At 47.5% G+C, this 24,979-nt stretch carries 16 protein-coding genes and 1 pseudogene; all 17 read left to right on the top strand.

Annotated elements, in window-relative coordinates; all coding sequences use genetic code 11:
- Window positions 1-3: 3 nt before the first annotated feature.
- Window positions 4-789 carry a type IVB secretion system protein IcmH/DotU gene (icmH, locus tag FM037_RS14815; RefSeq protein WP_144046634.1) on the top strand — a complete coding sequence of 262 codons (786 nt, stop codon included), beginning with the start codon at window positions 4-6 and terminating at the stop codon, window positions 787-789.
- A 9-nt stretch (window positions 790-798) separates the two neighbouring features.
- Window positions 799-3,017, top strand: a pseudogene (gene tssH, locus FM037_RS14810) (type VI secretion system ATPase TssH); the annotation flags it as partial.
- A 51-nt stretch (window positions 3,018-3,068) separates the two neighbouring features.
- Window positions 3,069-3,383: a hypothetical protein gene (locus tag FM037_RS30550; protein WP_456114962.1), complete on the top strand. Its 315-nt coding sequence runs from the start codon at window positions 3,069-3,071 to the stop codon at window positions 3,381-3,383.
- Window positions 3,383-4,942 carry a sigma-54 interaction domain-containing protein gene (locus tag FM037_RS14805; protein WP_144046633.1) on the top strand — a complete coding sequence of 520 codons (1,560 nt, stop codon included), beginning with the start codon at window positions 3,383-3,385 and terminating at the stop codon, window positions 4,940-4,942. Before FM037_RS30550 ends, FM037_RS14805 begins: the two co-directional genes overlap by 1 nt.
- Window positions 4,942-5,580, top strand: a complete 639-nt coding sequence (gene vasI, locus FM037_RS14800) for a type VI secretion system-associated protein VasI (protein ID WP_185976830.1) — start codon at window positions 4,942-4,944, stop codon at window positions 5,578-5,580. The genes FM037_RS14805 and vasI overlap by 1 nt, the downstream gene beginning before the upstream one ends.
- A 5-nt stretch (window positions 5,581-5,585) precedes the next feature.
- Window positions 5,586-6,986, top strand: a complete 1,401-nt coding sequence (tssA, locus tag FM037_RS14795; protein WP_144046631.1) for a type VI secretion system protein TssA — start codon at window positions 5,586-5,588, stop codon at window positions 6,984-6,986.
- An 18-nt stretch (window positions 6,987-7,004) separates the two neighbouring features.
- Window positions 7,005-10,568 carry a type VI secretion system membrane subunit TssM gene (gene tssM / locus FM037_RS14790; RefSeq protein ID WP_144046630.1) on the top strand — a complete coding sequence of 1,188 codons (3,564 nt, stop codon included), beginning with the start codon at window positions 7,005-7,007 and terminating at the stop codon, window positions 10,566-10,568.
- 95 nt (window positions 10,569-10,663) lie between these two features.
- The gene (locus FM037_RS14785) at window positions 10,664-11,959 is read left to right on the top strand and encodes a type VI secretion system ImpA family N-terminal domain-containing protein (protein ID WP_144046629.1); all 1,296 of its coding nucleotides are present in this window, start codon (window positions 10,664-10,666) and stop codon (window positions 11,957-11,959) included.
- Between the two features lie 246 nt (window positions 11,960-12,205).
- Window positions 12,206-12,724 (top strand): Hcp family type VI secretion system effector, encoded by a 519-nt coding sequence (locus tag FM037_RS14780; RefSeq protein WP_144046628.1) that lies wholly within the window; start codon window positions 12,206-12,208, stop codon window positions 12,722-12,724.
- A gap of 317 nt (window positions 12,725-13,041) precedes the next feature.
- Window positions 13,042-15,231 (top strand): type VI secretion system Vgr family protein, encoded by a 2,190-nt coding sequence (locus FM037_RS14775; protein WP_229380894.1) that lies wholly within the window; start codon window positions 13,042-13,044, stop codon window positions 15,229-15,231.
- A complete protein-coding gene (locus FM037_RS14770; RefSeq protein ID WP_144046627.1) occupies window positions 15,231-16,109 on the top strand; it encodes a DUF4123 domain-containing protein in 879 nt (292 codons plus the stop codon). Before FM037_RS14775 ends, FM037_RS14770 begins: the two co-directional genes overlap by 1 nt.
- Complete coding sequence (locus FM037_RS14765) at window positions 16,099-19,596, top strand: toxin VasX (protein WP_144046626.1); 3,498 nt, start codon at window positions 16,099-16,101, stop codon at window positions 19,594-19,596. The genes FM037_RS14770 and FM037_RS14765 overlap by 11 nt, the downstream gene beginning before the upstream one ends.
- A gap of 108 nt (window positions 19,597-19,704) precedes the next feature.
- Complete coding sequence (locus FM037_RS14760) at window positions 19,705-20,724, top strand: hypothetical protein (protein ID WP_144046625.1); 1,020 nt, start codon at window positions 19,705-19,707, stop codon at window positions 20,722-20,724.
- Window positions 20,725-20,825: 101 nt separating this feature from the next.
- Entirely contained in the window at window positions 20,826-21,110 is a 285-nt protein-coding gene (locus tag FM037_RS14755) for a type VI secretion system PAAR protein (RefSeq protein ID WP_077751538.1), read from the top strand.
- A 229-nt stretch (window positions 21,111-21,339) separates the two neighbouring features.
- Window positions 21,340-22,452 carry a sterol desaturase family protein gene (locus FM037_RS14750; RefSeq protein ID WP_144046624.1) on the top strand — a complete coding sequence of 371 codons (1,113 nt, stop codon included), beginning with the start codon at window positions 21,340-21,342 and terminating at the stop codon, window positions 22,450-22,452.
- Between the two features lie 15 nt (window positions 22,453-22,467).
- On the top strand, window positions 22,468-22,953 hold the full coding sequence (locus FM037_RS14745) for a hypothetical protein (RefSeq protein ID WP_144046623.1): 486 nt from the start codon (window positions 22,468-22,470) through the stop codon (window positions 22,951-22,953).
- Between the two features lie 26 nt (window positions 22,954-22,979).
- Window positions 22,980-24,968: a DUF6531 domain-containing protein gene (locus tag FM037_RS14740; protein ID WP_144046622.1), complete on the top strand. Its 1,989-nt coding sequence runs from the start codon at window positions 22,980-22,982 to the stop codon at window positions 24,966-24,968.
- Window positions 24,969-24,979 lie beyond the last annotated feature (11 nt).

Here is a 24,979-nt window from a genome sequence, read left to right as displayed (position 1 = left end):
GCGATGAAACCCCAGAAACAATCCCTTACCGAGCAACAACTGGACGATGTCCTGTTCGATGAGGTGAGCAATATCGACGCCGATAAAGAGTATTGGTTCCAATTACGTGGCGACAACATCAATCAACTGATCGATGCGGCGTCTCCTCTGATTGGCATGGTACTCAGGGTCAGGAAACTGGCGGATTTGCAGGATGTGCAGCAGCTCTATGATAACAGTGTCGATGATATCTCTGCTATAGAGGCTGAGCTCACCGAGTCCGGTTACGATCGCGCCATCATATTAGCTTATCGTTACGTGCTGTGCTGCTTCATCGATGAGGCCGTGATGAACACGGCCTGGGGAGCCGACAGTGTCTGGGCGCAGCACTCACTCTTGACCCGGTTTCATAATGAAACCTGGGGCGGCGAGAAAGTCTTCAGTATCTTACAGCGTTTAGAGACGGAGCCAGGAACCTATCAGGAGTTGCTTGAGTTTATCTATCTGTGTTTCAGCTTGGGTTTCGAAGGCAGATATAAGGTCATGGAAAATGGACGTGAGGAGTTCGACAAGATAGTTAACCGCCTGTTTGAGACCCTAAGGAACCTTAGAGAAGAGGAGCCACAGCTGCTGACCAGCGCCACCGAACATGTGGTCAATACCCGCTTTCAGATCGGCAGACAGATGCCCATCTGGACCGTGTTTGCAGGTTTTTTTGCCATGCTGACCGTGATATTTATCTTTTATTCTGTGTCCCTTGCCAATAAGTCTGCCGGCGTGTTGGACAAACTTTATCAGATCTTAAATTAAGGACGTTTTATGATCCGTATAGAATTGAGTGCGCTCATTACTAAATTAAATCCTATCAACAAATTAGCCATGGAAGAGGCGGCTTCTTTCTGTATCAGCAGAAGAAATGAAGAGATAACCTTAGCGCATCTCTTGTACAGCCTGTTGGAAAATCCTCTGTCAGATGTGAGGGTGATACTTAAGCAAGTCGACTGTAACCTAGACGAGCTCAAGTCGATACTCGGGGAGGCCTTGCCAAGGGGCGAGAGCTTAGATACCTATCCGTCATTCTCACCTCTGTTGGTGGAGTTACTCCAGGATGCCTGGTTACTGTCAACTACGGAGCTGGGACAGACTCAGCTGAGATCCGGCGCCATTTTTATCGCAGCCCTGATGCAGTCGAGTCGTTATCTGCCGTTTGAGCTGACACATTTTTTCGCCGATATCAATCGTGAAGGCCTGCGTAAAGAGTTCAATGCCTTGACCGCAAGCTCTGCGGAGTCAGAGAGCAAATCGGAGAAATCAGCCTCTCAGCCTGTGGCTACGGCTAATTCAGCACTGGATAAGTTTACCAGCAGTTTCACTCAGCAGGCTCGTGATGAGGAGCTGGATCCGGTTTTATGCCGAGATGATGAGATCAACCTGATGATCGACATCCTGTGTCGGCGTCGTAAGAACAATCCCATCGTGGTGGGAGATGCCGGTGTGGGTAAGAGCGCTGTGGTAGAAGGACTAGCGCTGCGAATCGTCGCTGGTAAGGTGCCGGATTCACTTAAGGGTGTCGAGCTCCTATCTTTGGATCTTGGCCTGCTGCAGGCGGGAGCATCGGTCAAAGGCGAGTTCGAGAAGCGCCTCAAGGGCGTGATAGAAGAAGTTAAGCTATCGGCGACGCCCATCATACTCTTCATCGATGAGGCGCATACCCTGATTGGCGCTGGGAATCAGGAGGGGGGCGGCGACGCGGCTAACCTGCTTAAGCCCGCATTGGCCCGCGGCGAGCTGCGCACCATAGGCGCCACGACCTGGAAAGAATATAAGAAGTACTTCGAGAAAGACCCAGCCCTGACCCGACGTTTTCAACTGGTAAAGTTAGATGAGCCGACACCGGAGCAGGCCGTGACCATCATGCGCGGCCTGCACGGCGTATATGAATCGGCCCATAAGGTGCTGATACAAGATTGCGCCCTGAAAGCCGCGGCGCATCTGTCTAATCGTTACATTTCGGGTCGTCAACTGCCGGACAAGGCCATCGATGTGCTGGACACCGCATGTGCCCGCATCGCTATTAATCTTAGCTCCCCGCCTCGTCGTTTGGCTCAATTAGAGGGAAAGATACATCAGACTGAGGTCGAGGTGGCGCTGTTGACCCGTCAGCTCAATCTGGGTCAGGCCGTGGATGAGGAGTATCTGACTAAGCTTGCTGAAGATATCGCCACTGCCCGTGAAGAATACCAGCAGCTCGAGGCATCCTGGCATCAGCAAAAGGAGATAGTCGAGAAGATCATCAGCTTGAGGCAAGCCATACTCGAAGATGAGCAAGCGGGTGATTCAACACTGCGCAGCGAACTTCAGGCCACAGAGTCTGTGCTCGATGAGATGAGTAAAGAGCATAAACTCATTATCCCGCAGGTGGATGAGCAGCAGATAGCCGCCGTGATTGCCGATTGGACCGGGGTACCCGTAGCGCAGATGAATAGTGATGAGCTGCATAAAATCACTCATCTGCCCGAACTTCTGAGTGCATCGGTCAAGGGGCAGGAGATTGCCATTTCGCGCTTACACAAGAACATGCTGACGGCGCGAGCCGATCTGCGTAAGGCGGGGAGACCCAAAGGCGCATTCTTGCTTGTAGGCCCAAGTGGTGTGGGTAAAACCGAAACCGTGATTCAGATAGCCGAGCAGTTATATGGCGGCAAGCAATTTTTGACCACCATCAATATGTCTGAGTATCAGGAGAAGCACACGGTATCTCGCCTCATAGGCTCGCCTCCGGGTTACGTAGGTTTCGGCGAGGGGGGATCCTGACTGAGTCTATCAGGAAGATGCCTTACTCTATTGTGTTGCTCGATGAAGTGGAGAAGGCCCATCCCGATGTGCTCAATCTTTTCTATCAGGCATTCGACAAGGGCGAATTGGCTGACGGCGAGGGCCGTCTGATCGATTGCCAAAATATTCTCTTCTTCATGACCTCTAATCTTGGCTATCAGACCATAGTCGAGCATGCTGATGAGCCGGACGTCCTGGAAGATAAGCTTTATCCTGAGTTGGCCGACTTCTTTAAGCCAGCCCTGCTGGCACGCATGGAGATAGTGCCTTATCTGCCATTGGGTGAAGCGGTACTGAGACAGATAGTCGAGTCTAAACTCGCGTCTTTGACTGAGCGACTCGAGCTCAGATACAAGGCGCGGGTGGAATGCGACCCAGCGCTTATCGATGAGATCATCAATCGTACCGGCCGCACAGAAAATGGTGCCCGTATGCTCGAAGCCATCATAGATGGGCAGATGTTACCTCCCATCGCCCTGGCGCTACTCAATAAGCTCGCCAATAAGCAGGCCGTGAATGAGATCCGCTTGGCTTGTCATCAAGGTGAGTTTGTTGGAGAGGTCAGTTAGTGACCAGTAAGCAGTGGCTAGAGCAGACTTCAAGTCTGCTCGAATGCACCCGGGAGCATGAGTTAACGGCTCAGTTTATGCGGACGCTACAGCAGCAGCTGTGCCTGAGCGATTGTGTGTTACTCGTGCCTTCTGTGGATGGTCGACGCTTGATTTTGTCGCAATTTCGGGCCGATAAACGGCTCAAGGTGGATACGGAGGCCGACTGGGATGTGACCGATTTTAGTCATCCTTTCGCCCATGTGTTACAGACAGGCAAGCCAATGGTACTGGATTATTTTAGTCTGGCCTACTGGCGCGAAGAGGTTAAGTTTGTCCAGCTGGTGTCAGGGCTTCCCCAAGAGATAAACCTGTTGATGTTTCCCCTGATCCAGGACCAGCATGTGTCTGGCCTGCTGATTTTCGCGGTTTCGGTAGTCGAGACTAAGGAGATGCTGCAGGATCAGCAATGGCAACATTACTGCGGCGTATTTATGCGCCATTGGCAGCTGCTCAATACCGTGGCGAGTCAGTCGGGGCAAGCTAGTTTTCTTGCCGACTCATTGTCTCAAGCCAAGGATGAGATCCGTCATCAGAAGAGCCTAAAGGCCCTGTCACAGATCCTGGTGGGCGAGGCGGACAAGATGTATAAGCTGCGGGGCGAGATCTTACGCGTCTCGGGCACAGATCTGTCCGTGATGGTGCAGGGAGCAACCGGAACCGGCAAGGAGTTAGTAGCCAAAGCCATTCACGAGCATTCTCAGCGTCACGATGAACAATTTGTTGCCATCAACTGCGCTGCCATTCCGGAAAATTTGCTTGAATCTGAGCTGTTCGGATATGAGAAGGGCGCTTTTTCCGGTGCCCATGCTAAAAAGAAGGGACTGATAGCCCAGGCGAATAAGGGCACCTTGTTTCTCGATGAGATCGGCGATATGCCGCTTAACCTGCAATCTAAGTTGCTACGGGTACTCGAGTCGGGTCACTTTCGCGCGCTGGGCGCATCGAAGGAAGAACACTCTAACTTTCGCTTAGTGGCGGCGACCCATGTGAACCTTAAACAGAGAGTCGATAACGGCGATTTTCGCCGGGATCTCTATTATCGTCTGTGTCAGTTTCCCATTCATGTTCCAGCGTTAAGCGAACGTCTCGATGATCTGTCTTTGTTGGTGAATCACTTTATCAATGGCTTTAATCGTCACCACAGGCGCGAGATCACAGGGGTACGCTATGAGACGTTGCTGAAACTTAAGCGTCACAGTTATCCTGGCAATGTGCGCGAATTACGTAACATTATCGAGTACGCCTGCGCCCTGACGAGTCACCATGGTGAGTTGGAGGTGTCTGCATTACCCGAGTTTGAATCCGCTGAGTTAATCGACATCAGATGTGTCTCATCTGTTGAGGGGGACTTTGGCGATATCGAAGACCTTAGGCTAGCAGTAGCAGAATTTGAACGTCAGGTGATCCGCGACAGACTGGATAAATTTAAGGGCGACAGGGCCAAAGCCGCCATGAGTCTGGGCATGCCCAAACGGACCTTCTCGCATAAATGCTTAAAGTTGGAGATAAACGAATAATGTCACAGGTGAAGGGATGGGTCCTGACAGGGGTACTCTTGTTACCGGCTATGTGTCACGCAGAGCCACAGCTGCTCAATGATGCTCAGGTTTGCGTCAAGATCACCAGTAAACTCGAACGCTTATATTGCTTCGATCAGGTTTTTGCAACGCCTCTGATGGCACAGCAAACAGGCCTTCAGGCATCGACACATGCGGTGGAGTGGTTACGTGCCACTAAGAACGAAGAGCAGAGGCAAGCCGGTTCAAGTTTCTTTCTGGGCCGTGAAGAGGATAGCGACAATGTCTGGTTAACCGCTTCCGCCATCGGCGCAGTGCCCCCTAGGCCCATATTGATGTTGAGTTGTATCGACGGAATAAGTCGGGTGGAGTTGGTGTTATCGCACTATTTCGAGACGGGCTCGATGCTGGTAGCAGTCAATAGGGCTGCCAGTAAGGGTCAACGTTGGCAGAGTGATAATTCTGGTTATATTTTCAGAACCGGACGTGGCCTACCTGCCATCAAGGTGATGAGGACCATGTTGGCAGATAAGTCCTTGGTATTGCACTCAGATACCGAAGAGATCGATGGTTTGCTGTTCGATACCACAGAGCTTAAACAGGCGATCATGCCCCTACGAAAAGTTTGTCGCTGGTAAATAATATGTCACAACAATATCTTAAAAAAATAGTCGAGCCCATCAGTGCTGCCAATCCTGTGGGTGATCGCCTGCACGATGATGCATTATTCGATTTTGTCGAAACTCAGCTGATGAAGGTGGGTTCCCTGTCTCACAGCGAAGTGCAGTGGGGGGAGGTCGAGTCCGGGGTGATGACCTTACTTGAGACCCGCAGTAAAGATCTCAAGTTGATCACTTACCTGATGCAGTGCCTGCAACATCAGGCCAGTATCGACAGATTCAGCCTGTCATTGACGAGTCTCAATGAATTTATGAAGTGTTATTGGGAAACCTGTTTCCCAGCACCGGGTCCCAGAGGCGTGTTGCCCAGACGCAAGTACTTTGCGCAAATCGTGCAGCGCACGGCTAAAGCCGGTGAAAATCTGGATAGCCAATTTAGCGATCCCGAGAGTAAAGAGCAACTGCTGATCTGGTTGAGTGAATTAATGGACACGGCCGAGAAGCTGGAGCTGCCAATCGATGTACTCGACGGGCTCAAGGTGCGTCTGACTCGCCAATTTGAACAGGGTGAATCTAAGGCGGTGGTCAATGCCGTGAGTCAAACCGCTTCGACAACTTCAGTGGCTCAAGTCATGGCGCCTAAGTTGGAAATAGATTCCAGCAACGACAAGGCGACCAAACAGACCTTACTCAAGGTGGCTGATTTTATCAGTGAATTTGAAACCGGAACTGGGCTCAGCCTCAAGATTCGCCGGTTTGCCACTTGGTTTTCCGTGGCGAGTGCCCCCGAGAATGCCAATGCCGACGGGGAAACCAGTTTGATGCCGATTGCCGCCGACAGGGTCAGTGAATACCTGAGCCAATTAGAGAGAGGTGCAGATCTGGCTTTGCTGAGAAGGGTGGAGTTAAGCCTTACTCTGAGTCCGTTCTGGCTTGACGGTCATCATTTGAGTGCCCGCATCGCGGTGGCTCTGGGTCAGACGCCGTGGGCCAAGGCCATTCATGAAGATACCGCGGCATTTGTCGACCGGTTACCTAAGTTATTGAACATGTCGTTCAAGGGCGGCTTGCCTTTCGCCAGTAAGGACACTAAAGCCTGGCTTGAGCAAGGTTATGGCCGAACAGCGGCCAATGGCGGCGGGCAGGGGTGGGAGCTGCAAGGTAATGAGGTGATGGAATTAGCCGAGTCCGGCGGTTTGTCGGTGGCTTTTGCCAGCCTCAATGACCATCTGCAGCGGGCATCTGAGCCAAGAGACAATTTTTATCTGCGCCTGTTGGCGGCAGATCTTAAGAGCGGTCATCAACTGTCTGCTATGGCCGATATCGATTATCGGATCTTATATGAGCAGGCCAATAGCACGGCTCTGGCAGACTGGGAGCCTGGTTTAATGGCTCGCCTCAAACAAAAAGCAAATTTGGATTAAGTACAGGGAATTAAGTATATGTGGTCGAAGCTGAAATCATTTTTTATCAAGCTATTACCAGAGTTTAAATCGGCATTACCCATTTTATTGGTGGCCATTTTTGTGTTGATCAATGTAGGGATCTGGTGGGCTGGTCCTTGGTTGGAGATAGAATCCGAGCATGTGCTCGCCAGTGTCGGTTCCCGAGTGGTGGCCAGCACTATCTTCTCGCTGTCGTGTTTCGCTCTGTGGGGCTGGTTTCAATGGCGTAAGTTGAACCAATATAACGCAGATAATGAGAAGGTTCAGCAGCTTAAAGATGATCCCATCAAGGGTATGGTCGAGCGCCAGCAAGTCGAGCTTAATGATGTGATGTCAGGGCTCAAAGAGAGTCTAAACACCCGTAACTACCTCTACGCCTTACCTTGGTATTTGGTGCTTGGGGTCGAGAATGCCGGTAAAACCAGCATGATAAACCGCTCGGGGCAGAAATTTGTGTTCTCCTCTGTGATGCGGGCCTCGGGCAAGAAGTCTGAAAATCCCTACTCCTTCGACTGGTGGATCAGTGACAATGCCGTGCTTATCGACCCTGACGGCGAGTTGCTGACGCAGAAGAAGGTAGAAGGCAGTAACGAAGGCGAGATGACAAGGCGTCTGTGGACCCATTTTGTCGAGTGGCTCGAGAGTACCCGCAGCCGCAGACCCCTCAATGGTGTGGTGTTAGCGCTGGATATGGCTAACGTTATCAGCTCGGCAACATCTGAACGTAAGGCTTATGCTCAGCTGATTCGAGCCCGTCTGCGTGAGTTGATGGAGACCCTGTCTACACGTCTGCCTGTGTATATCACCTTGACTAAACTAGATTTATTACTTGGTTTCGAGCCCTTCTTTCGCCATTACACTCAGGCCCAGAGAGATGAGATCATGGGGTTTACCTTCTCACTCAATTCGGTCAACGATCTGGACAGTTGGCTCAAGGAGTTCGATGAAGACTATTCCGGCTTTATCGCGCGCATCAATGCCCATCTTCCCCGGGCGCTGTTGCAGTGCCGTGATAAGGAAGAGCGCGCGGCCATCTATAGTTTTACCCGTCAGATAGCGGGTTCTCATCAGGTGCTACAAGAGTTCTTCAGCGATGCATTGGCCAGCGATCAATTTTCTACCTCGGCCCTGGTTCGTGGTGTCTATTTCACCTCGGTTTATCAACAAGGCGTGCCAACCAATGCCTATGTCGACAGTGCTTCACGTCGATATGGCCTGAGAGAGTCAATCAACAGTGCCCAGAAGAGTGAGAACTCGACGACTTATTTCATCCAGTCACTGTTTAAACAGATCATCTATCCTGAGGCCGGTCTAGCATCGGATAACTTCAAGGTGGCGAAACAAAAACGTCGTCTGATGACCCTCTCTTTCGTGGCATGCACAATCGCCTCGGTGCTCCTCGTCGGCACCTGGCACAGATATTACCTGCTTAACGGTGAGCAGGCGGACGCGGTATTGAACAAGGTGACCGAATTTAATGAACTCAATGAGCTCTCGAGCTTCGATCTACTGGGTAAGAGCATCATACCTCCCTTAAATACCATACGTGCAGCGACCTTAGAGTTCGGCTTCTTTCGTGATAAGCCAAGATTGATCTCAGATTTCGGTCTTTATCAGGGCCATACCATAGGGCCTAAAGTAGAGGAAACCTACCTGAGGCTGTTGTCATACCGTTACCTGCCGGCATTGCTGAAACAAGTGGCCATCGACATGTCCGATGCCCCCGAGAACAGCAATGAAAAGCTGGCGATACTCAGGGTGTTTCGCATGATGGTGGACAAGAGCGGTCGTCAGGATGAATTTGTTAAGGCGTATTTTTCTAAGGTGTGGCAGAAGTCCTATGAAGGGGATCGCATCTTACAGACTCAGTTGATGGAACATCTGGATTATGCTTTGTTGCATACGGATCTGCAGGCCATGAGGCTAGCCGGCGTCATAGAGGCGGAAGATACCCTGAAATCATACGATAAGCTGATCGCTAAGACTCAGGCCGAGTTGAGCACCTTACCCATAGAACAAAGGGTTTACAGGCAGCTCAGGCAATCGGCCTCGGCGGAATTAGGCGGCGCATTGGATCTTAAACTGGCCACGGGACCGGCCTATGAGCTGGTGTTTGAAGAACGTAAAGAGATCAAAAATCATGGTGATGGGATGAAGATCCCCCGTTTGCTCAGTAAGCAAGGGTTCGAGCGCTACTTTATGCCTAAGTCTGATTCGGTGGCAGATCTGGCGTTGATAGACAGCTGGGTGCTGGGCCAGTCCGATACCACGGATTTCAGTGATGCAGATAAGATAGCCCTGAGAAACAAGATCATCAATCAATATACCTTAGACTACAAGTCATCCTGGCGCAGGGCGCTCAATGATTTCGAGTTGAAGGATTTTCGGGATATCAATCATGGAGTCATGGTGATTGATAACTTTGCCATCAGCAATCGTCCCATTAATCGCCTGCTGGATACTTTGACCACTAACACTGAGCTATTCCCCTCTATGCCGGACGATGCCAGTGCTCGCAGTGTCATCATGGAATCTCCCCGTTATCAGATAGCGGCGAAGATAGACAGTGACTTTACCGCCTTGAACCATCTACTCAAGAGTGAGGGAAAGCAGCCCGCTTACCTTGACGAGGTAATGGGGTCTATTGAGCGATTGCACGCTTATCTTAAATCGATTCAGGATGCTCCCGATGTGGGTAAGGCTGCGCTCAAGGCGGCTCAGGAACGCCTGACCCTCAACGATGCCGATCCCATCTATGCTTTAGAGCGTATTGCCACCAGTTTGCCTAAACCTGTAGATGCCATGGTGAGCAAGCTGGCCAGTGAGAGCTGGAAAGTCGTGCTCCAAAGTGCAATCAAGCATTTAGAGGTTCGCTGGTATAACGAAGTGTTCCAGGATTTTGAGCAGAATCTGGCTTCACGTTATCCATTTAACCCTCAATCGAAAAAGCAGGTCTCCATCGATGACTTCGAACGCTTCTTCGGCCCTAAGGGCACATTGAACAACTTCTATAACGACCAGATGAAGATGTTTCTCGAAGAGAACTTCGATGCGCTAAATCAATTCAGCGAAGGTGATTCGACTCTGGTGCGCAAAGAGGTGTTGCAGTCTCTGGAGCAGGCTAAGCGTATCCAGCAGGCCTTCTTCAATCCCAAGGGTAACCTGGATGTGGAGTTTTCTCTGGAGACACTACAGATGAGCCCCAACAAACGCCGCAGTGTGATGAATATAGACGGTCAATTTGTCGAGTACACCCATGGTCCACATCGTGGAGTGGCGCTGGTATGGCCCAATACGTTACGGGACTCGGCGGTGAGCAAGCTGACTCTGGTGCCGAGTAAGACAGATGCTTCGCCTCGATCCCTGGTATTTGAAGGGCCCTGGGCCTTCTTCCGTCTGCTGGACAGTGCCAGAATGTCTGGCAGTAGCTCTACCAGTATCGATTATAAGTTTGTGGTCGATAAGGGCGATGTGACCTATCGATTGCGTACCCGGGATAATGTGAATCCATTTACTTCTAAGTTACTCAGTAGCTTCGAGATCCCTAAAACTTTGTATTAATTCTTGTATTAACCCTTGTATTAAATGACGGCGGGGGAAACCCCTGCTTTTCCTGTTTATAGAGGCGAGAAGAGCTCTTGCCTGGTGGTACCTTAATGCAAAACAATGTGTGTAGAGTCAATCGTTTCAAACTGGCCTCAAATCCTAAGTCTCTCAGAGAGCAGCCTCTGTATCAGGAGATGAGAGCCGAGATCAATCGGCGTAACAATCCGCTCAGTGGGGGAACCGACTGGGACAAGGTGTGTCGTTTGGCACAGGAATTAGCCAACACCTCGGGTGCAGATCTGCTGACCTCAGCCTATTACATTAGCGCCGCGAGTAAGACCCAAGGGGTGAGCGGCCTCGCATCGGGACTGGAACTGATGTTATCCATCGTCTCTTATTCCAGTGAAATAGAGGCCATGGCGGCGGAGAAAATTGCCGAAATAATCAACTGGGCGGTGACGAAAGTGACCCCAGAGCTTAAGAAAATGGCGGCGACGCCGGCCAATGTGCGTGACTGGTATCGTTGTGAATATGCCTGCCAACAGTTATTCGAGTTACTGAAGCAGAAGCAGCCTCAGCAGGTGCCCAATCTGGATGTGCTGGGTTACGTGATTTTTGAGAAATTAGATCATATTGAGGCACTGCAACGTAGATCCATCGCTAAAGTGACGCACATCGGAGTTGATAAGACAAAAACAGCCAAAAAATCCACACCTTGGATGGTGGCGCTCTCAGGTTTATCGATTTTGACATTTGGCTGTGCAGGTGTTTACGCCGGCGTCTCTTATCAGGATGAAATTCGTCAGCAATTACCCAGCTGGTTTACTCCCATCGTCGAAGTACAGGCACCGCCAACGGTGGCTCAGCTGATCGATGAGTTATTTAATCTGCCACGGCAAGACACTTCTCTGTCTATCTATCCCGAGCAGGTGAATTATTTAATAGAGCTAGATAAGAATTTTAGGCGATTTTCGGCGGCGAGAACCAAGATGGCCAACTTAAGCCAACTCACCAGACGAGTCCCGGTGAACATCAGGCAGGTGCAAGGGGCCGCTAAAGATGTGGCTAATTATGCCAGCAGCTTGTCGCCCATATTGGCGCGGACCTATTTTATCGATGATCTGTTAAAGGATGAGGCTTATGTTCGCGCCAGTGGTGAATTGTCGCAGCTCGATACTCAGTTAAAGGCCTTATTGATCAAACGCACCTTACTGGCCCTGCAGTGGGGGAAATTAACCGCCGTCGAGTCTGAAGCCAAACTCGCTAATGAAGCTGTGGCTAGTGGAAAGGAAAGTGCTAAGGCAAGTGGCAAGAGTAGCGGGAATAACGCCACACTATTACCAAAGGATGCAAATGTATCCTTAAAGGTCATAGCAAGCGAGACCAAGGCAGAGAAACAGCATTAAGCCTAAGTATAAATAGAATAGCTGGGCCACTTTTTGCTCGCTGGGCAAGATCTTGCTCAGCATCGAGCAAGATCTTGCCCAGAAAATACAGGTAAAAACACTAAATAATGTAAAAACAACCACTTACACACTTGGCACGATACTGGCTATATGGCAGTAGGTTTAATAACAAACCCCTAGGTTTAAAGAGCCAACAGGCTCAACGAACCAAAGTAAAATCATTACTAATTTTAAAAGGAATTATCCATGCCAACACCATGTTATATCTCAATCAAAGGACAGACCCAGGGACACATTACTGCAGGTGCTTTCACCGCCGATTCTGTCGGTGACATTTTTGTCGAAGGTCATGAAGATGAGATGCTGGTTCAGGAATTTGATCACATAGTCACAGTGCCTACAGATCCACAGTCGGGTCAACCTTCAGGACAGCGTATTCATAAGCCATTTAAGTTTACTGTGGCACTGAACAAGGCCGTTCCCTTGATGTATAACTCACTCGCATCGGGTGAGAAGATCACTGAAGTTGAACTAAAGTGGTACCGCACTTCTATCGAAGGTAAGCAAGAGCATTACTTCAGCACTAAGCTCGAAGGCGCAACCATCATAGATATTAAGTGCCACATGCCTCATTGCCAAGATCCAAGCAAGGCTGACTTCACTCAGCTAGTTACTGTGTCTATGGCATACCGTAAGATCGATTGGGATCATACGACTGCAGGTACTTCAGGTTCAGATGATTGGCGTAAGCCGATCGAAGCTTAATAGCCCATTAAGTTAACTCATCAGTTGTCCCTATGTTTCGACGCAGTACTGGCTTGAATCCGTCATTTAAGCCAGTCGTTCGGATCATAGGTACGGCTAATGAGAATAAGCAGGTGCTTACATAAGCACCTGATTTTCTTTTAGCGCGTTTATTTCGGTTTTCACTTAATTTTTTAATTATTTTTATTCTCACTATTTATTTTAGTGAAGGAGATAAGTGTTAGGGAAATACACCTGCCCAAGGCCGGGTTTGTTTCCCTAACATTTATTGCAATCGGCAATTTCAATCGACATAGAGTCAGGCAAAAGCCTACTCGATGTCACTGGATACAACCCCAATAGATAAGGATATTGTCATGGCGCTTTCTGGCTCAGGTTTACGTTTCCACTTCAGTGCCCAAGGCTTGGACGAGGATAGCCTGGATGTGGTCGATTTCAACTTCATCGAGCATCTGTCGACGCCATTCGAGGTTAAGTTGACGCTATTAAGCCGATTAGACGATCTCACTGCCGAGTCTATCGTCGACCAAACAGGCTTACTCACCTGGACCTTAGATGAGTCGGTTCAGCGTCAGGTGCACGGCATTGTGAGCCAATTTAGCAAGGGCGATACCGGCCATCATCACACTCAATATCAGCTGACCTTAGTGCCGGCGCTTTCCAGACTCAAGCTCAGGCAGAACAGTCGGATTTTTCAGCAGAAAACCGTGCTGGATATTATCGCCACCTTGCTAGGTGAGATGGGGCTAAAAGATTATGCCTTCAGTTGTGATCCCAGATTCGAGTCTGAAATACGTGAATATTGCGTGCAATATCGTGAGACAGATTTCGAGTTTATCAGTCGTCTGGCGGCTGAAGTCGGTCTGTTTTACTTTTTCGAGCACACTGCAGACACGCACACGCTGATTTTCTGTGACAGCACCAGTAAATTGGCGAGCTTGGGTGCGCCTTTTCCTTACAATGCCATTAGTGGCGGAGTGATCGATGTTCCCTATGTGAACGCGTTCAGCTTTCAACATCAGATAAAGCCTGCCAGCGTCACCCTCAAAGATAACAGCTTTAAGAAGCCCCAATACAGCTTCCTGCAGACCAGCACAGGCAAAGAGTTAGATTGCCAACGTTTGGATTACGAGCACTTCGACTATCCGGGCCGTTACAAGGATGATGCCGCGGGGATCCCGATCACTCAGGTGCGTCAGGAATACCTGCGCCGTGATGCACAAGTGGCCACAGGCAAGAGCAACATCATGCAGGCCATCAGTGGTTTTAAATTCGACTTGATGGAGCACGGCGATAGCAGCCTTAATCGTGACTGGATCATTACCGGGGTTAAACATACCGGCGAGCAGGGAGCCGCAGCGGAAGAAGCCAACACTCAAAAGCCTACCCGATATCATAATGAGTTTACCGCCATTCCAGCCAGCTTACCCTGGCAAGCAAGGCCGAACCCTAAACCTCTGGTTACCGGCCCGCAGATGGCTATCGTGGTGGGGCCTGAAAATGAAGAGATATTTTGTGATGAATTTGGCCGGGTTAAGGTGCAGTTTCCCTGGGACAGATATGGTAATGGTGACGCTAGTGTTAATAAGGGGTCCAGTTGCTGGGTGCGTGTCAGTCAGGCCTGGGCCGGTGGTCAATATGGCATGATGGCCATTCCACGGATTGGTCACGAAGTTATCGTGAGTTTTCTTGAAGGCGACCCGGATCAACCTATCATCACAGGGCGTGCTTTTAACGTTATCAGCCAAGTGCCTTATCCGTTACCGGCGAACAAGACACGCACAGGTATCAAGACTCAGACCCATAAGGGCGAGGGCAGTAATGAGCTAAGATTTGAAGATGAATGTGACAAGGAAGAGATATACATTCACGCCCAGAAAGACATGAACACCTTAGTTGAAAATGATCAAGCAACACAGATTAAACATGATCAACATCTTGATGTGGATAACGAACGCTTCACCCGTATTAAGGCCAATGATCACCTGACCGTAGAAGGCGAGAGTCGCCACAATATCAAAGGCGACATGAGTTTAACCGTGGAAGGTTCGATACAGATGAAAACCGGCAGTGCCTGGATAAATGAAGCGGGCACCGAAGTGCACATCAAGGCCGGACAGAAAGTGGTAATCGAAACCAGCACGGAAATCACCCTCAAGGCCGGTGGCAGCTTCGTCAAAATTGACTCCGCTGGCGTACATCTGGTTGGCTCAGCCATCAACCTTAACTCAGGCGGCGGCGCAGGCTCAGGCAGTGGTTTTTCGGGCCAAAATGCCATATTACCCTTAGGCGTAGAAGCGGCGACTGTTGCTGAAAGTGAAAAGATGGAGTTAGCCGAGGCCACAGAGGTCGCTGGTGTGGCAGAGGCTAGTGTAGCTGTGACGCCTGCACTCAAACATAAAATAATTTCCGATCAGCAAGAAGATGCTCCCTTGACAGAGGTATGTCAAAAACAAACTGATGGTTCATGCCCTTTAACCGACTGTCCTTGTGGGAATAACGGTTAATGGAATTACATCATACTCTTCAGCTTCAAGACAAACTCGATGATGAAGAGTTAGCACATTACCTGATTGCTGATTATCACCCTGATACTGCTCACGATTTGTATGCTTATGGAGCCAGTCCGGATATTGCCCCCTTATACATAGGTACCGACTTAGCTGAGCTATTAGAATACAGCCCCTATGTGATCAGAGTTAAATCAGATGATACTCTATTGAATATATTTCACACTAAAGCTGTTTCGGGTGGCTCTTGGTCTGGTATTCTTATTTCAGCTCTGGCTGAAATTGCTTTTGATGATTTAATCACACATCTTCGACAACGATTAATTATGCAGTTTTCCGGGAATAAAAAGGGCATTCTGCACTTCCAAAATCCGGCCGTTGCTCACTACTTCTTCGGGGAGTCAGATAAACGAGATACGGCGCTTTGGATGGGGCCTATTACACATATCTCTTGGTATGCTTTTCCATATTCCGCAATCCAAGGTGTATGGTGTTCAGTCAGTAATTCATTGCCTATAAAAGCCGCAGAACTATTAAGCGATACTTCAAATTCATCTTGGATTATTACGCCATCGCAGCAAATGGCTCTTGAGATACAATATGATGATAAAACCTTGAGTCGCTTTTTTGAATCTATTTCTATTTCAGTTACTGATAACGTCGAGTGGTGTAATTATCGGCAATACCTTAATCAAGCCGAGAGTCTGGGGTTAATCGATAATACCTGTATTTATCGTTACTTAACCTTATGTCGTCAATATGGAAAGCCTGCTGAATCTCTGCTGAAATCATCATACCTGTTCAGTTTAACTGGTTCAGAAAAATTACAGTATTTAGAAAATACACTTAGAAAGGACTCTTTGTATGTCAGTTGATAAACTTAGCCCTGGGCCGGCATGTGACCCCAAGAAATTATTTATTGAAGTAACCGGACTCGATCATGGCACAGAGCATAGCATTCAATTCTATGATGATAAGGATGCTGTTCAGCAGGAGTTTCTGGAGAACAAGTTAGAAGTAGAATCACTTGAAGATACTTGTATAAACAGTTGGGACTGGAATGAGCAAAAAACGCCGATTAATGCTTGGCTAGCTATTACAGCTGATTCCGGAGTGATCAAATTACCCTTATTTACCGATATTCAAGCCAAAAAGCGCGTAGACGGCGAACAAGACTACCTGTTACATGCGGTGATGCCTCTGACCTTGCTACCGACCTATGACACATCACTGACCGCTAAAGAGCGATTAGCACCAGTGAGGAATGGTTATATTTATGTGTTTTATAATAATAAAGCTTGGCGCGAAATTGAAATACGTACCCAAGATGATGGTAGCGTCAATTTAAAAGATATCGATTTATATCAATATCGCCAAGGGCGGGATAAGCCGTTTCTTGATGAGAAGCGCATCGCAGTCGGGCTGCCACTCAAAGAAATTTGGTTACCGGCAAAGGACAACAAAAATGGAACCAGAATTCATCTAGCCTACTCTGAAGTGCAATGGAGCAGTGCACGTCTTAATGCACTTGAAAAGGACTCAGGCAAACTGACGACACGACTCGTCGCGTTTAACAGCATTAACATCGATGGCTCTGTAGATTTGCTCCATGCCGCCAGTTTACCTGAAATGAGAGCGCGTGCTCCGGAAGTTGAACTTAGTGTTGCTCATCCTATTACACTTAATCGCGATCTTTCTGGAAAGTATGCATCGGCTCTGTATCAAGATATAGAATTGGAGCAAGAGCGACTGCAAAAGGGAGGGGATTCGGCGTTACAGGTTTTTAAAGATAATAACGAGCTGCGTTTTGAATATGGTGCCAGGGAACATGTCTTACGTTCACTCATTCAAGGTCGTAACGACCCATTTGTTCAGCTAACATCTACTCCTGATTATCTTGATGATGCGAAAGCCAGAAAACTGCGCGTGCTTCCCTTAACCGATATGATTTTTATCCTTAAGCATCATGGGTCGTTAACATTATTAGCCAGTGGTTATTTACAACAAGTTCAATTGAGTGCTAGTAAAAATAAACACTTTCATAGTGCCGAACTCGTGCAGCGTTTGGTGCTTCCCAATAAAATTGGTGAAACAGAAAATCAGTTACACGAGCATAAGGATGATGTAAATACCAATTTAGGCGGAGTCTTCCACCGTACTATACGTACCATAGAGCGGCAGTTATTTCGCACTGACTTTAACCTGTTGCAACAGGCATTAGCTAGCGTTCTCGATGATCCTAGTTTTGCCATTGCACTATTAGATTTGACTTCAATGTCAGGTGTCAATGGAGGAGCAGGGCATACTGTTGTGAGTGATGCCTTGTCAGCGTTGTCCCTAGATGCAGATAAACTTGATACCCTGCTAGCTGTAGAAGAAAGGCAAAATCACACGTCTATTAATACGTTAGTGAATATTCATGACTCTAAGGCTCGCCACCCTTTACATCCTTTATTATTTATACCGAAGGATAAGGTTCCATTAGATGACGTGTATGTGCCGCCTGAGGCCGACAATGATGGCTCCGGTTTGGCCACTCCTGCCAATATTGCGCGCTGGTCGAGTGATAATTTGCTCGTTGACGAGTCGCAATTAGAGTCTATCGATTTAAATACTATCTTTGCCTCGGCTGATAACAGTGAAGGCTCATTTGGTAATTATCGACGCATTTCAAGTGTGGTGGACGGTATATTGAAAGGTTTTTTCACATCCTTGTTTACTATTCAGTCTGCGATAAACAGCGGTGCGGTAAATATAGAGTTTACTGCACTTTATGTTAACAGTCTAAGTACCTTAAAGGCCATTAACGCTAAATTCCTTGCCACGATGACTTTTGTTCCTGTTACTGGAATACCGCTGAAAGGGTATGTTGTGGGCGTCATGGGGGCAGGTATTACCTATGGTGTACCTGAAGGTAACAGTACCTATAAGTATGGTAAGCGGGCCGCGCCAGTAGCCTATGGCAGTCTTTATGATGACGGGGGTAATTTAATCGCCTCAACCAATAAAAAAGATTTCCCTAAGAATGCTAAATTAGAGAAGGTCAAATCTCGCGTAGTAATGATAGATGAGGGCAGCGATCTGGCTATGAGCAAGGCTGAGGCCCAAAGGGCGTTAAACAATACCGGTGATGGGAGTAAGAATTTAAGTAATGTTTATGAAAAGTTGCGCGTGCCCTATATTATTTCGGTCATCGAAGTCATTAACTTAGTGACCACGATAAATGCAATAAAAACTGAAAATAATGGTTGGAAAAATGTGGCTAACATTGGTAGTGCTATTGCAGATTTAAGTATTGCCCTAGTCCATGCAGCTAACATGATGAGCCACAATGCCTCGGTGCTGGCAAAGGCCAGCCAAGTTAACACGTTTAACTTCTCCCCTATGACAGTGGCTAAATTTAGTACTCCTAACGCTAGGTTTAAACTGGTGTCATCGGTAAGTCGGCTAAATGTGGCCGGGTTTGTGGCTGGTATGTTAACCGCAGTGATTTGCCTTTGGGATGCGGCTCGCCTATACAGTAATCAAGATAAAGATGCCGCTTTTGCCATGGGTATGGTAGCCATTGGCACGGGGTTATCAAGTTTTGCGAGTACTTTTATCGCATCTTCCAGTACCTTTTTAGGACTCGGTCCCATTGCTTGGTTGGGGATCGCCATCGCCATTGGCGGCGGGCTATTGTATTATTATTTTAAAGATAGCCCCATTGAAACTTGGCTTAAAAATGGCCCTTTCGGTGCGTCGCCGGCCACCTCTGGCGATTATGCATCACTGCAACAGCCACAGCAGGCATTATCGCAATTTATCAATTTAATCATGTCGGTATCGATTACGGTGTACCCTTTGGATAAGGTTAAAATAGGCCCGGATACCCGCGCAGTACTCGCAGATAAAGGCGTCACCCATGGGATTATGCTGCGCAGTAACTTGTTGCAGTTACTCAATGCCGATAAGATAAAAGTACGATTTTTTGCGCGCCAAGCCATAGCCAAAACAATTAAGCAGGTGCGCCGTTACGGGAATAGCCATTCTGTCGAAATTATCAATGTCGATACCATAAACAGTACGGTTATTGATAGCGTCACTAGCGCAGAAGGCCGAGTGTATTTTGTCGTTTTCGATAAAAAACTTCCAAAAGATGGCATGGACAATAGTTGGTTTAAAATGACTAGACCTGATTTCTATACTCATCAGCCCCATTTTATGGTTCGGGCGCAAATAGAGGTAGACGGTCAGGCGTTTCCGGCCTTACCCATTAACGAGCTCAATGTCCTTGCAGATCCCCAAGCTGCCCCCGCATTTAATGAGCAAGATAGGTATTGGGCCGATGAGTTAAATTATCCTTTACCTCGCCCCAGTTAAAAATAGTGTAATAGCCTCGCATGACTATGACTATGACTATGACTATGACTAAGTGTTAAGTGTAAGGCGAGTAAACCAGTACTAGGCACCAAAAAGAGAAACATATCAATGAAGCAGCAACCAACCAGCTCGGATAACAATAAACCTTATACGAGTACAGCCTATAACAGCCAAGAAATAACGCCGCAGGTGCCACCAAGCCCCAAGGGCTTATTACAACGCCTGTTAACTCAAGGTCAAGCGTTTAGCTTTAGACGGCCGACAAGCACTATTTCAACCAGTGCAGTGATGACTGAAACGCCCAGTCATTGGCAAACAGTACTTGAATATATCACTAAGACACAAGAGCAGGCGGGTTGGGATGAACAAAGGCTAGAGCAAGAAGCCTTGAGTAGCTGGACCCAAGCTTATATGTTTATATCTGCAGTGGGTAAGATCTGTTGTCAGTTTTTTGTACCACTTTTCATTTTAGTTATTTTAACTATGCCACTTTATGATGATAGAACTAACTTTAGCCAGGCTGTTGAAATGGTAGGTTTGTTTTTACTCTATGGTTTTCTTCCCCTAGGTCTGCTCTGGGGCCAGTTTGAGCTGATGAATCGAGGGTATTTTACACCTTGGTTTTTAAAAACCAAAAAGCAATTTAGCTTGAATCGCCAAACTGGCATGGTGACCTTGTATAAAAGTAACGGTAAGCCGCGTTTTAGCCACCCCTTTATCGAGTTCGACTGTATTTTAGTCTCGGCGCCGAGCCAGCAAGGGCTGATTAATTACGCCCTGTATTTAGTACACCGGTATAATGGTTATTCCCAAGGCATTCCTTTACATGGGTTAATGCCTAATAATCAGCAGGTGGCTGAATATCATGCCCTGTGGAATATGATCCAGCGCTATATGGATATCAGTCAACCCATGCCCGATGTATTAATTTTAGAAGCGGCCCGTGAGCGCGACATTACCACGGCCAAGTTTGACTTAGCGGGTAAACGAGATCACCCCAGCCATTACTGGCGTGAGATGAGTGATGAAGAGTTCACGAAAACGCTTGAAGCCATAAGAGATAAGCAACAAAAGTCATCTAAGCAAGGCCCAGTACTCGATATCTTTAAAAAGAGTAAGGCGGCCTAGTGCCATCCTGCTGGCTAATGCTTCTATGCTGGTTATCAGATTATCCAGCTAAAAATATGACGTACACAAGACTATTAAACATATTCAGAAGGAGTTGAGAGATGGGCAATGCAGTGAAGTTAGGCGATATGGGATTAGATCATGATGGTTTTCCACCCACGGCAGTGATTGCTGCTGCCTCGACGGTCAAGGTCGATGGCGTTCCCTTGGCGAGAAAGGGGGATGCATTAGCACCTCACGATAAACCCAATAACCCACCTCATCCCCGTGCGATCTCGGCAGGTTCAGGGACCGTATCAGCCGATGGTATGCCCGCAGCCCGCAGTGGCGATGCCGTCGATTGTGGTGGCTCGTTAGTCGGTGGCGGCACCGTCAATATTGGTTAAAGGCAAAGATTATTTTAAGTGGCTGAATAGCTCGATGGCACTCTTGCGAGTGCTTTTTATTTATGGCAGTTTTTGTGATAGCTTTTATAATAGCACTCTTATAATAGAGGCCTGCATAGGCAAGATTGAACCTTTATTCGAGAGAGTCTTATGGTGATAAACCGTTTTCCATATCATTAAATCAACGGATAGTGACGGTTTGTCATTCACATATTAAATGGATGTTTTTATGCTAAATAAGTTAGTGAAAGAGGGAGAATTACGTTTAGGTGAAGGTAGGATCAGTGGCTATATCGCGTGTTTACTCTCCTTTTTATCATTGCTAGGTGTGCTGGCATTTCATTTCCCCGAATATTTAACCACACCTGAGCTGAGACAAAATTACAGTGTGAGCTTATTAAGGCAGATTATGTTTTTTGCTTTAGTGATATCCGGGAGCCTGGGCTTACTCAATTTTGTTCGTAACAAAAATAAACGTTTAGGCATGCTTGCCTGGTTGTTTGTGATCATTGCAATAGCACTCGGTGGCCACAAAGTGGAAGTGGGGGATTTTGATGATAACACCCCTTATTTAGGCTTAGATTGGTTTATCCTGGATCTTCTGGGCTCGACTCTTATCTTTATCTTCATCGAAAAACTGTTACCCCATAAGTCTCAACAAGTCATTCTCAGGCCTGAATGGCAGGGGGATCTGAATCATTTCTTCGTTAATCATCTGGCGGTCGGCTTTGTACTCTTAGTGGCTAACCGTTTTGTACATGAAGCCTTTGGTTGGGCTATTTCGACCGATATACAAGGTTTTATATCCAGTCTTCCATTTGTACTACAGCTTTTTTCCATTATCCTGGTCGCCGATTTGGTTCAATATATGGCGCACAGGGCTTACCATGAAGTGCCTTTTTTATGGCGTTTTCATGCAGTGCACCACAGCGCTAAACATATGGATTGGTTAGCAGGTTCAAGACAGCATATTTTAGAATTGATAATCACCAGGTGTCTGGTGTTAACGCCGATATTTGTATTGGGTTTCCCTGAAGAGGTGATTGGACTCTACGTCATTATTGTCGGTCTGCAGGCTGTGTTTAATCATGCCAACGTTCAAATCAATCTAGGTTGGTTAAGGTACATCATAGTCTTACCTCAGTTTCATCACTGGCATCACTCCTCGGATAGTGCAGCAATTGACAGAAATTATGCGGCACATTTTTCGTTTATCGATTACCTATTGGGAACCGCCGTGCGTGATCAAAAAGAGTGGCCGGATGAATATGGCGTAGTAGGCGACTATATACCTGAAGGCATGTTGAAACAGCAGGCGTTTCCATTTAAAAAAAGTCGATAAACAAGGAATATGAATATGATACAAGGATCATCGATTAAAGCAGGTATTAGCCTGATAACTCTGTTACTGCTGACGGCCTGCCAAAGTGAAGTTTATGAACTTCAAGGCTGTGATGACAGCAAGTTGCAGGCGGCCCCTCCGACGCTGGAGGCTATTAATCAGATAAAGCTGGCTATGAGTGAACATCATGGCACGCTTGAATCCCTTGATGAAATGGATAAACAGGCATGGAAGCATGCAGCCGCGTTACTGAATCGTACGTTTTTCTGTGAGGCGGGTTATAGCTTAAGCCGAACGTACGAGGCTTTTTATGATGACAAATGGGAAGATGAACCTAAATATGCTCCCTTGCGCCAGTTTGATGGACTTTTCATATTAGGCGCCTATCTTATCCAAGATGATATGGATAAGGCCTTGGAACTGGGCATTATTAATCAAGCGACATACAGTGAAATTAAGCTTTGGCAGGATGCTGAATTTACTGAAATAACCTCAGATTAATAAAGGCTTGATTGGACTAAGTTGCAGTGAACATATTGGAAAGGCAGCAAAGCCTGATGAATGCATTTGATTTGAATGTACGAACGGCTAGTAGCGAAGGGCGCTTTACCCAAGCAGAGCATATCGAGATGGCCACAGGTTATGTGCTTGAGCGGCGCACCGACTTTACCCTCTCGGGCCGACTCCCTCTGCTGCATAAACGCTTCTATCATTCAGGCAGTATGATGAGTCCAGGTTTACTTGGCACCCGTTGGCGCTGTTTGTGGGACATGAGCTTGCTACTTGATGGTGAGTCGGTGACTTTTACCGATGAGCAATATAATCAAGGCGTGTACGACTTGCCTGTAGCGGGACACAAAAGCCGGGTTTCCCATCTGCCACAATGGCGATTATTGCGCCGTGGTGATGATCTGTTGATGAGGCATTTCGATGGTCTTAGTTATCGCTTTGGTCACGCCTTTGGCGATAGGCTGCTTCTTTCTCGTATTAGTGATGGCAAAGGCAATGAGCTAACTTTCACCTATCATGGCGCAGTCCTGAGTCATATTAGTTTGGCCGATGGCCGACAGATTCGGGTGGATACTGATCTGGGCTGCATCAAGCAGTTGACCTTACTTACTCCACAAGCATTACCTATCCAAACCTTGGCTCGATACGAGTATAATCCGCTTGGTTATATGACGTCTTGCCGCGCCGATCCCGGTGCTAATTTTGATTATCGTTATAGCAGAAATGGTTTTCTATTGCGCAGTTCTGACTTGAGTCTCACCTGGCTTGAGTTTGATTATGATGTAAAAGGGCGTGCCCTTGCCATACGTGGTGCAGAGGAGCGTTTCAATGCTCAACTTAGGTACGATGACGAGCAAGGTGTGGTGTATTACAAGAGTGCGCGCTACGGGATCAGGCATTATTACACAGATGAGCAAAACAATATTACCCGCATAGTCTTCTCCAATGGTGATGAAACGATCAATGAGTGGTGGGACAATTGCCTTATCGCTCAAATCAATGCCCGGGGAGAGCCTTGTCAATTTACCTATAATGACTTTGGCCAAGTGACTGCAATGAGTATCCAGGGAGACAAAACCTGGGAGTATAGCTACGATGACTCGGGGCGATTGACGCAATACACCAATTCAAAAGGTGAAATATGGTCATACCGATATGATAATAAAGGAAACCTTGTCAGCGTATCCGATCCTTTTCTTATGCAGTGGTTCTATCAATACACCAGTTTGGGCCAATTAGCTTGGATTATCTCACCAGACGCTAGCCAAACGGGCTATCGCTACAACAGATTAGGTCAATTAGTGACTATTTTATTGGCTGATGGTGGAACTGTTGTTTTTCATTATGACGGACTCGGCCGCTTAGTTACACGATGTCAGACTTTGGCCGATGGAAGTAAAGAGGGGACTCAATTCTGGCAGTATAAGTTCGGTATGCCTTATCCCTGCGCTTGGGTTGATGAAGAGGGTCAACAAACTAATTTTGCTTATGATTGTGATGGGCACTTAATCGGTGTGACGAACTCCCAAGGGCTCAAGCATGATTATGAGTATGGTGCATTCGATACCTTGATAAGTCATGTCACTCCACAAGGGCGAAGCTGTTATCAGTATAACCATGATTGTCAGCTCATCAGCGTGAGTGAAGCTAAACAAATTTCAGATTCATCTTTGTATTTTCATTCTTATCAAGGTCAAGCTGTTCAGGCGGTGGCGACTCAGCCTGTCATGTCTCAACAAAGCAGGGTTGTGTTCACTTATGATGCAGCTGGCAGACTCGAGAGTAAAACCTTAGCCGATGGCACCAGTGTGCATTTCTATTATGATGCTATCGGTCGTTTAGTGCAGCAACAAAGCCGTACTAAAGAGGGGAGAGTCGATGCCAATATCCCCCTCGAGTGTAATGACGTCGTACATCAGCTCAAGGTCCTTAGTCCGGACGTAGCGTTAACCTTTGAATATGAAAAACTTGCCCAAAACTCATGGCGCCCCAAACAAAACAGCTAAAGACTATCAAG

It is taken from the genome of Shewanella psychropiezotolerans (genome assembly GCF_007197555.1).
In the GTDB taxonomy this organism is placed as follows: Bacteria; Pseudomonadota; Gammaproteobacteria; order Enterobacterales; family Shewanellaceae; genus Shewanella; species Shewanella psychropiezotolerans.
Note: the sequence above shows the minus strand (reverse complement) of the source record. Positions and strands in the feature narration are given on the sequence as shown.